4 protein-coding genes and 1 pseudogene are annotated in these 8,297 nt (G+C 42.1%); 3 read left to right on the top strand and 2 right to left on the bottom strand.

Annotation, left to right across the window (positions count from 1 at the left end; genetic code table 11):
- Positions 1-312 precede the first annotated feature (312 nt).
- From M3202_RS21730 to M3202_RS21720, 3 genes and pseudogenes are all read left to right on the top strand, one after another.
- Positions 313-687 (top strand): BlaI/MecI/CopY family transcriptional regulator, encoded by a 375-nt coding sequence (locus M3202_RS21730; protein ID WP_251192572.1) that lies wholly within the window; start codon positions 313-315, stop codon positions 685-687.
- A gap of 9 nt (positions 688-696) precedes the next feature.
- Positions 697-1,989: a M56 family metallopeptidase gene (locus M3202_RS21725; RefSeq protein ID WP_251225311.1), complete on the top strand. Its 1,293-nt coding sequence runs from the start codon at positions 697-699 to the stop codon at positions 1,987-1,989.
- A 249-nt stretch (positions 1,990-2,238) separates the two neighbouring features.
- Positions 2,239-2,775 (top strand): annotated as a pseudogene (locus M3202_RS21720) (sulfite exporter TauE/SafE family protein); the annotation flags it as partial.
- 54 nt (positions 2,776-2,829) lie between these two features.
- On the opposite strand, the gene M3202_RS21715 reads toward M3202_RS21720, so the two are convergent.
- Positions 2,830-3,210, bottom strand: a complete 381-nt coding sequence (locus M3202_RS21715) for a hypothetical protein (protein WP_251225310.1) — start codon at positions 3,208-3,210, stop codon at positions 2,830-2,832.
- 234 nt (positions 3,211-3,444) lie between these two features.
- Positions 3,445-8,148, bottom strand: a complete 4,704-nt coding sequence (locus M3202_RS21710; protein WP_251225309.1) for an S-layer homology domain-containing protein — start codon at positions 8,146-8,148, stop codon at positions 3,445-3,447.
- Between the last annotated feature and the right edge of the window lie 149 nt (positions 8,149-8,297).

Below are 8,297 nucleotides of genomic sequence, written 5' to 3'. Positions count from 1 at the left end.
TCAAGTAGATTTGTAAAATGAAGGGGGAGCAAAGGATTGCTTCCTCTTCATTTTGGACAGTGAATCCGTCAGTTTTAGGACAATTAGCGCCGTCAAGATCCAGACATTGTAGAACGTCATTAACAATTTTTCGACTAAGAAACCGCAAGCTGCCAACAAACGCTCTCTTAAAAAACGTATATAACAGTCGATCCAAGCAATGCCTGCAGATGATAACCAGCACTTTACAATCTACTAACTATTGTAGTAAAATTTAATCACTACATATCGTAGTGATGGTTCACGTAGAACATTACCGGAAAGGAGTCCGCCATGAAACAAATTAAAAAGCTCTCCGATACTGAAATGGAGCTGATGGAAGTGATTTGGGCGTGCGATCCCCCTGTCACCTCCAGTGAATTGCTTCGTATTTTCTTAAAAAGAGACAAAACATGGAAAGCGCAGACGATCTCAACCTTCTTGTCCAGATTGGTGGACAAGGGACTGCTCAAAGCGACGAGAATAGGCCGGACGAATCACTATGCTCCTTGTCTGTCACAAAAAGCGTACAAGCTTTGGGAAACAGAAAATGTGCTCGATGCCCTCTATGAAGGGTCGGTGAAAAACATGATTTCTGCTTTATATGATGGCGACAAGCTGTCTGATGAAGATATTTCAGAGCTAAAGCAGTGGTTTTCTGGAAAGTAGGTGAACGAAATGAATGGTGCTCTCGAAATTCTTGTCAGCTTAACGGTCGCCGGCAGCGTCGTCGTCGGCTGTCTCCTTCTGGTAAGCCTGCTTCCCGCCAGCTTTTTTCCAGCGAAATGGCGCTATTTTCTCGGAAAGGTCGCCCTTGCCTTTTTTCTTGTTCCGGCAGCACTCTTGATTCATTGGCTGTTCAAATTATATCCAAGTAAGGCCGGAACTCCGTTGATTGAGCAGCAACCAGTAAGCCGGCAGCTTACTGGCTTTCTTCCAGACTATCTTTCTGCGAGCCTCGCACTCACAATGCTAGCCATATGGGCAACTGGGGGTATCATCTATTCCCTCTGGCAGCTGTATTGTCATCGCAGATTTACAAACGAATTGCACCGTCACAGCACACCCGTCCGAGAGAACAGCGAAATTCGCCACGAGCTTCTCCTTATGAAGCAGGAGCTCGGGATCAAAGACGATGTTCAGCTCCTCTATAGCTCGGCTGTCCGCAGCCCGGCACTTTTCGGACTACGGAAGCCGATCATCCTGCTGCCAGAGGAGACCAGCGCGCAGCTGAATATTCGCATGGTGTTTCACCACGAGCTGATGCACGTAAAGCGCAAAGACCTGGCTGTCAAATCACTGGTTCTCGCTGCGAGTGCCTTACACTGGTTTAATCCATTCGTTCACCTTCTCCGCAAAGACATTCACAAATGGAGCGAGCTGTCCTGCGATGAAGAAGTCGTGAAAGACATGTCCTACGAAGAACGGAAGCAATACGGGGCCATGATCCTGCACGTCATGGAAGGCAGAAGACTCCCGCTAAGCTTTTGTACTTCCTTATCGGGCACTGGCAAACAATTAAAAAGGAGGCTGGAAATGATGCTGAATGTGAAAAAACGAAAAAAATCCATCATCGCCGCAGCGGCGGTAACAACGATCGTCGCTGGAGCGATTGGCACGGCAACCGCAGTATGGGCGGCGACAAACACACCAGAGGTCAAGACCGAAATAAGTGAAGAAGAGGGATTGCACAACATAAATATCCAACCGCCGGAAGATTCCCCTGGTGAAGGCTCCTTCGAATTTAAAAGGGCAGTAGAAGGAACAGAAGTAATCATGATCCCAATTGAAGAAGCAACGGAAGAGCAGATCCGCCAGGACAAGGCAACGTATGAGGATATAGATCCCGACTCTGAGATGTGGGCTGAAATAAAAGAAGATCCTCCTGCTGAAAGTGTCAGTATTTTTGAGGATGACATTGTTGATGTAAAAGGCCAGGAAGTGATTATGGTCGAGGTGGAAAAGGATTGAGGATTGGCATTACATGGAGAAGAGCACTATTCTTTTGCTCTTCTCTTTTTTATACTAATCTTAGTGTATGTTATAAAAAAGGGGCAACAAAACAATTAGCTATAGCCGAATGATTGTTTATTTACTGATTGTTGCTGCGCTGTTATTATTGACAGATTCCTTTATTTTAAAAGAGCTTTCGAGGGCCGGCTATACCGTGTTCATCCTGTCCCAGTCGAAAACCACAGTGTAGGAGGTCTATTTGGGCAACTGTATTCATTTTCATGTATTATATTAGTAGCGTCTGTCTTGCAAACAAGTACAGGTTTTGGTTTTTCTATCATGGCAACACCTTTTTTATTAATGCTATTCTTACCACAAGAGGCCATACAAATAAACATTATTTTATCTTTAATAATCTCAATCTCACTAATTTTGAAGATTAAACAGGACATTGATTTTATCCTGCTGAAAAAATTTATATTGGGAAGCATAGCTGTTGTACCTATTGGTATTTTAATTTTCATTTCAATTAGCATAGATACTTTTAAATTAGGAGTTAGCATCCTCCTCTTATTATTAACATTGTTACTGACTTTTAACTTCAAAGTTAAAGCAACACCCTTTAGGGATTTCATAGTTGGTGGGATATCAACTACAAGTATCGGTATGACTGGACCACCGTTATTGCTTTACTTTACAGAAACAGATGCTAAGAAAGGGACGTTACGAGCAACGACTTTATCCTTTTATCTCTTAATCTATTCCATTAGTCTACTAATCCAAATGACATTGACTGGAACGAACGACGACGGTATGACTTTTGGTTGTCTTTCCAACGACTGACGCCGATGTGCTGATTTACTTCATGTCCATCTGCGTTTTTTTTGCACCCGCACTGTCTTGGTGGGCTTTGATCGATGTAGAATCAATGCTGAGGTTTTCAAAATCCGGTTCAATGTGAAGGGCTTGGAAGATGGCGATAAGTAGTCCCGAATCTCTCCATTTGCAGAAGCGACTGTAGGCGTTTTCCATGAGCGATAACGTTCTTCCGGCAAATCTCGCCATGCCGCACCTCTTCGAGCGATCCAAAAGAAAAGCATTAAACATCGTGCGATTACTTAGTTTTGTCGGACGTCCTGTTTGATAAGGAGGGAACATGTGCTTTATTTGTTCCCACTGTTCAATGTTTATTTCGTACCGTCTTTGAGTCTTGCTCGTTGCTCCATTCGTTTTTCTCATATCATACCACATGATTCTTTTGTTTTCAGACTCGTCCTAGTTGTTTCATTTTGACATAATTGAAATAGTACAAAGAAATAATATTCTCATCTAAATGTTTTTCATATTAAATGGCTACGTTTACATCAGTTTGATATATTAAGTGAGAATACAAACAAACTCTCTAAATCGGCTATTTCATAAGTGCAATAAATGAGAATGGTCGAAAGTCCAACCTTCAACCATTCTCTTCTTTTAGTTCACTATATTTTCGCCTGCTTCTGGATGAATCGTATAAACGTGATCCTGTGCAGCTTCTTCGATATCATAGAAAGCCCAATGTGTCGCTGGGACATCTGGATAGCTCTGTATCGTAATACCATATAATGGACCACGGTTGAATAGCCGATTGATCATTGTCACCGCCTCAGCGCGTGTTACATGACCATTTGGTTTATACGTACCGTCTGTATATCCATTTACGATTCCTGCTAAGCTCGCTGCTTCAATTGAATCTGCTGCCCAATGAGATGATACATCTAAAAAGTGAGGATTTGTCAAATCACCTTCACCTAACTCCATATATCGACCAGCAATCACTGCCATCTCAGCACGCGTCATCGATGCGTTCGGGTGAAATGTTCCCGTTGTATCTCCTCTCATCAAGCCTTCTTGTTTCACAAACTCAATTGCTCCTGATGCCCAATGTGTACTTTGAACATCCGGGAATGGGGCATGATTCACCGGTCGAGCATGATCATATTCTAGATTTCGGGCAAGCATTGCAGCAACCTCTGCTCGTGTTACCATATTCTGAGGCTTAAAGGTTCCATCCGTAAATCCTTTAATATAGGCTTGATGGAAAAGATAATCATCATCCCAACCTTCTATATAAAGAATCGCAAACGTACTAAACTTATGCACATTAAATTCTAAACCTATTTGATTTCCCTTGTATTCTACTAGATTAGCTTTAACTAATTCCCTCTCTCCATCACTATGCTCAATAAATACGACTAAGTCGGCAAGAAATGCCTCACGCTCTTGTTGATTCGTCGGAAGCTCCACATCTCGTAATGGAAGAACCAATGTCACGGGACTGCTTTGCATATTTGTTTCAATCGTCATTGGACGAGCAATCACATTTACAGTTTGATCTTTACCCATTTCTCTCACAATTTGTTCTACCCTTGCACGGTTTTCCACTTCTCTTCTCTCTGCTTCATCCTTGAGCGGAACAACATGAAAGAATAAGTCATTCTCGAAACCGTCTAACGATTGTTGCGGAACAATAATCCGCACATTTTCTGTATAGATCTCCAGGTCAATCCGAGAATCTCCCAACTCTTTTGCTGCTTCCTGTAGAATCGTTACATTCACTTGTGACACAGCATCCTTTTCATCGGGAATCACGATACGAGCTAGCGTTTGGCCTGCTTCTGTAACGCTTTGAACCGTTTCTTTTGCCCGCTCAGGTGTTAATACAACCTCATCATTAACCCTACCATTTGGATCCGTCGTACGGGTAATTTGCGTTTGTGTTACAGTGGAACCAGATCCGACATTCCCTGTCTCTACAGGAACGGTGATGATTTCTGTTCCTGGTTGATTAGGTGTTGGAGTACGCGGTGGAGTTGAACCTCCGCCTCCCCCTCCTCCAGAAGGTGGAATAGCTATCCATTTTGCATAGAGCGTTACGTTCTTAATTCCTATTGAAAATGCCGCTCCTGCCTCATAATTCGTTCCGTTTCCATCCGCTTGGGTGTTCCAGCCTGCAAACGTGTAACCAGCTCTTACTAGATTACCAGTATTGCCAAGTACCGTTACGTCGTCTCCTTCTTCATACGTTCCGCCATCGGTTGGAACTGTGCCTCCCGTATTGTTATTTCCGTTGTAGGTTATAGTATATGTGGCAACTTTAGAAGTCTTAATCGTTGTACCTTCACTGTCTGGCGAGGCTTTATGGGTCGCCGTTTCTTTTACTCTCGTAATAAACGTATACTCCGTATCTGACATTAACCCACTAAAGATTGGGCTGTCCTGCCATGTTGTCCCGTTATCTCCACTGTATTCTTGGCCTGCTTCCTCTTGTAACATAATGGTGGTTGTCGTTTTACTCACTTCGGTTGGTGCAGAAGGAGCACTTGGACCATCCGCCTTTTCCACCACAGCTGTTTCCACACTCGTCACACTTCCTACCGCATTTGTTCCATCGGCTGTAACCGTGACTTTGATCGTCTCTCCGATATCTGCTTCTACCAGCGTATACGTTGGCGAGGTCGCTTCTGAGATTGACGTGGCTCCTCGATACCATTGATATGTCGGCACATCTTCCGTCGTAGTTGGAGTATACGTGATGTCACTTAGATCTGTGGTTAGCTCACTGCCATACTTTGTATCTCCTATAATACTTACCGTGCCTCCTATTACTGGAATCGCTTCGGTTCGAATCGTTGTACCTTCACTGTCTGGCGAGGCTTTATGGGTCGCCGTTTCTTTTACTCTCGTAATAAACGTATACTCCGTATCTGACATTAACCCACTAAAGATTGGGCTGTCCTGCCATGTTGTCCCGTTATCTCCACTGTATTCTTGGCCTGCTTCCTCTTGTAACATAATGGTGGTTGTCGTTTTACTCACTTCGGTTGGTGCAGAAGGAGCACTTGGACCATCCGCCTTTTCCACCACAGCTGTTTCCGCACTCGTCACACTTCCTACCGCATTTGTTCCATCGGCTGTAACCGTGACTTTGATCGTCTCTCCGATATCTGCTTCTACCAGCGTATACGTTGGCGAGGTCGCTTCTGAGATTGACGTGGCTCCTCGATACCATTGATATGTTGGATTATCAGTCGTCGCATTCGGTCTATACGTAATTCTACTAATATCCGCCATAAAGGTACTGCCAAACTTGGCTTCTCCAGTGATACTTACCGTGCCCTCCAACTCTGGCAGTACAGGCTCGCCACCTGCGTCTGCATCAGTAACCACAAGATCATCAATCAATAAACTAATATCTTTCTCTCTTTTTTGTTGCACGATACGAAACTCTGTAATATTCCCCCAAGCAGGGTTGGTCAGTTCTACAGTTGTTAAAGTAGAAGCATTAAAATCATATTCCGCTCCAGGTACTGGCACACCACTCTTATAACCTAATACTGTATATAAAGCTTGACCCATCTCTTTTGCTTTAAATGAAACAAGCTTAAAGCTATCTCCAGAAGTCAATTTAAATAGTGCGTACTCTCCTACATCATGCTCATTCATTAAATCCAACATTTGATTATCATTTTCATTAAAGATACCAATTACTGCATTTGGATCATGCGCGCCATTTTCCTGAAGTATCGCTACTGTCCAATCTCCTATAGTTCTCGGGCTATAATCACTCCCAGTTGGATCTACACTTTCAAAATCCTCACATCTATAATCTGGCGGAATAGAATCTGCGCAACCACCAGAAGATGGAGTCGTATCACTTATCTCTATTTCCAAATTCTGTGGATCGCCGGAACTAAACGTAAATGTTAACGTTGTTGTTCCTACAACCTGTTTGGCCAGATACTCTTTCTTAATGGTTACTGTATTGCCTGATACCTCATAATCTGTTCCGGCCTGCAGTAACGTGGTTCCATTTAATATACTTGACAACGTATTTCCGTTTAGTGTCATCGTCACTTCGACATCCAACTGATTTGCTTCATTTTGATCGAATGTTACACTAGTTGGACTGATCATGCTGTTTTCGATCGGTGGAACAGTAACCTCACCCATACCATGCAAAATTATATTTCCAGTCATAGAATTATATACACCGAACCCTTGATCATAGCCAGCAAAAAATAATTCGGACCAACCGTCACCTTGATCATTATCTATAGATTTCCAATTTTCAAGAAGTGTTCCATCATTATCATAATGTTTCGCACGAATTTCTGGAGTTTCAGCAACTAAGAAACCACCAGTGGCCAAACTTATAAAATTCCAAACTAAATCAGTGTCTATCTCATTTCCAATAGCCTCACCACTAGAATTGAAAAATTTAACCTTCCCTTCTGCATGAGTACGATAGTATACCGCATACTTTCCATTCGTTAGTCCAACAACTTTTGAATAAGCACCCCCACTAGGTTTAGGCAAATCTGAAAGTTTAAAGTGATTAAAGCCATTTACTGTCCTTTGTGTGCCATTATTGTTATAAATGACACCTTGATAGTAACCAGAATCGTAACTATGGTAGGTTATCATAAAAGTCCCATCGCTACTTGCTGCTATTGAATGTTCATATGTAGAGCCAGCAGGGAGTTCTCTCGTCCCCGTATTTGTAATCGAAGTAGGTTCCGTTACTGGGTTTCCGTTTGAATCAAATATTCGTAAATAATACTCATTTCCTGCATGCTGCCAAAAGAAAGCGATATTGCCATTAGTTAGTTCAGTTGCCCCAGTGTAACAATTATAAGTTGATGCTTGTGTACTAATATTAGTGGCTTCCTTAATGACGTTCCCCCTGAGGTCTAACATAATAAACTGAAATGAACCACTACAGCCATTATTTGTCCCTTCCCAAGTTATTATAGATCTACCACCTGAAAGCGGATACACACTAAAATCAGAGACATTCGATGCTCTTGCTCCCATAAGAGCTTTTACATCTGTTGTAAAAACTTCACTTCCGTCAGTTCGATATACTTTATAAGTTATTTCATCTAAAATTTCCCAATTGCTATCTAACTTTACTTTTAAGACCCCTGTTTTATCACCCTCTAATCCAACAGTCCCAAATACCCACTCGTTATTATTAGAATCTGCAACAGAAAATTTCTTAGCACTATCCAAATCAATAGTAGCGGCTTGAACTTGATGAACTAAAGACCCGAACATTAAGAAATTACTGAATATTAAAATAAAAATTAAGTTTACAGAAATACTTCGTTGTCGTTTTTTATAGAAAAAATACATAAAACACCCCTCTATTCCTTTTACGTATTGTCAAAACTTTTATAAGAAATAGGTTATAAAATACCTTGATAGAGGGCTTTATAAGCAAAAAAATTGCCACCCCCTGAAATTTAGGCAATAGTGAGGTTACCACACCGACACTAAATCCC

The sequence above is a fragment of the Halalkalibacter oceani genome (genome assembly GCF_023715605.1).
GTDB classification, from domain to species: Bacteria; Bacillota; Bacilli; order Bacillales; family Bacillaceae_D; genus Halalkalibacter; species Halalkalibacter oceani.
Note: the sequence above shows the minus strand (reverse complement) of the source record. Positions and strands in the feature narration are given on the sequence as shown.